General features: G+C 42.4%; 1 protein-coding gene. It reads right to left on the minus strand.

The window, feature by feature from the left end; all coding sequences use genetic code 11:
• Nucleotides 1–169: 169 nt before the first annotated feature.
• Nucleotides 170–1381, minus strand: a complete 1212-nt coding sequence (locus tag ASV53_RS24005) for a hypothetical protein (RefSeq protein ID WP_239928904.1) — start codon at nt 1379–1381, stop codon at nt 170–172.
• Nucleotides 1382–1427 lie beyond the last annotated feature (46 nt).

Raw genomic sequence — 1427 nt, forward strand, 5'->3', positions numbered from 1 at the left:
TCCCAAGAACGGTAAAACCAAGACCTCAACGATATGCCAAAAATAAGAAAGCCGCTCACCTTAAGTGAACGGCATTACTGCAATCTGCAGCCTCTTTTATGTTCGCTATCAACCGAATCCGTTAAAAATGTAACCCTACAGGTCAATGTAATCGGGTTAGCTTCTTAATTTACTGAATATCAAATTCACTATCATCAGACGATTCATTGTCTTGCAAATCTACATCAGCAGAAGCCGTTATAGGCTGTGTATCAAGCTCAACGGGCACGTCTAACGAAGGCGTTACTTTATCCGCTAATTGTAACTTCAGCGCTTCAATCTCTGCTTGTTGTTGATTCACTAACGCTTCTAGCGCAGTGGCACGCTGACTAACCTCGTTCGTTTTCAACGACGTTTTGGCAACATACTGTAAGCGTGCAGATTTTACATTACTGGTTATCCACGTTGCTTGCGTACGAATAGGCTGATCTCTTAAATCTTGATCGTTCAGCGCTTTGGATATACGTAACAGCTTATTTTCAATTTCTAAAATATAATCTTCATGCTGGTCTTTACTCAAATCACGCATAGTATTTACTTCGAGCGCTATATGCGCAGCATGCGCGAGTTCAAACTCAATCTCTTTTACTGCCACTTCAATCGCAGTAAAATCACGGGGCGTTGCGTCAATTGTCGCTTTGCCCGATTCAATTCTGATTTCAACACGGTTATAACTGCGTGGTGCATAGTAACGCACATCATTTCGACGGTGTTGATCGAGTTGAGTTTCCAGCGGTGCAATATAAATCTTCTTTACTGTTTTCACTTCTAAGCTATGTGCTCGTTCCAAATATTCATCTTGTTTGCTACGTGCTTGACTCACATCGTCACGATCTATGTAGTTAAATAAGCGTGCATACAAGCGACCAATACGGGTGTATTCTGAACGGTAGTATTTCTTCGCGTCTAGGCTATCTAAGTACTGCATCTGCGCCATTGCAGGCGCGAGTACCTCGTCAGCTTCTTCTTTCAAGTGCTCTAATGCCTTCATTTGCGTTTCAACAACGGTGATTTCATCGTTAAAACGGTCCAAATACGTCGAAGAGGAGAAGAGTGAGTAGCTCTTTAAGGCAAGATCGGGGTTATTGACGAGCTCTTTATAGATGCCGTCCGCCTTGGTCCAGCTAGATTGCACTAGGGCAAACTTCTCAGGCGAATAAATTTCTAAAAACTCAATCCCTTGTAGTTTTTTCTGCCAAGAGTTATGGCGCTGTATACTATTCTGATAGGCATTTTCAGCATTAATCTCAACCGTAGCTGATTGAGGTTCGCTGGTGCTCTGACAAGCACTCAATAAAGCAGCACATACCGCCAACATGGCTACTTTACGCAATGGGTTCATAGTGTAATCCGTTGTTATAATATCTCTCTCTTATACACATATGACG

This window comes from Photobacterium sanguinicancri, from assembly GCF_002265265.1.
Lineage (GTDB): Bacteria > Pseudomonadota > Gammaproteobacteria > Enterobacterales > Vibrionaceae > Photobacterium > Photobacterium sanguinicancri.

Bases quoted from the DNA above. Each gene is read 5' to 3' on its own strand.
- ASV53_RS24005 (WP_239928904.1), bottom strand. From the start codon at position 1,381: ATGAACCCATTGCGTAAAGTAGCCATGTTGGCGGTATGTGCTGCTTTA.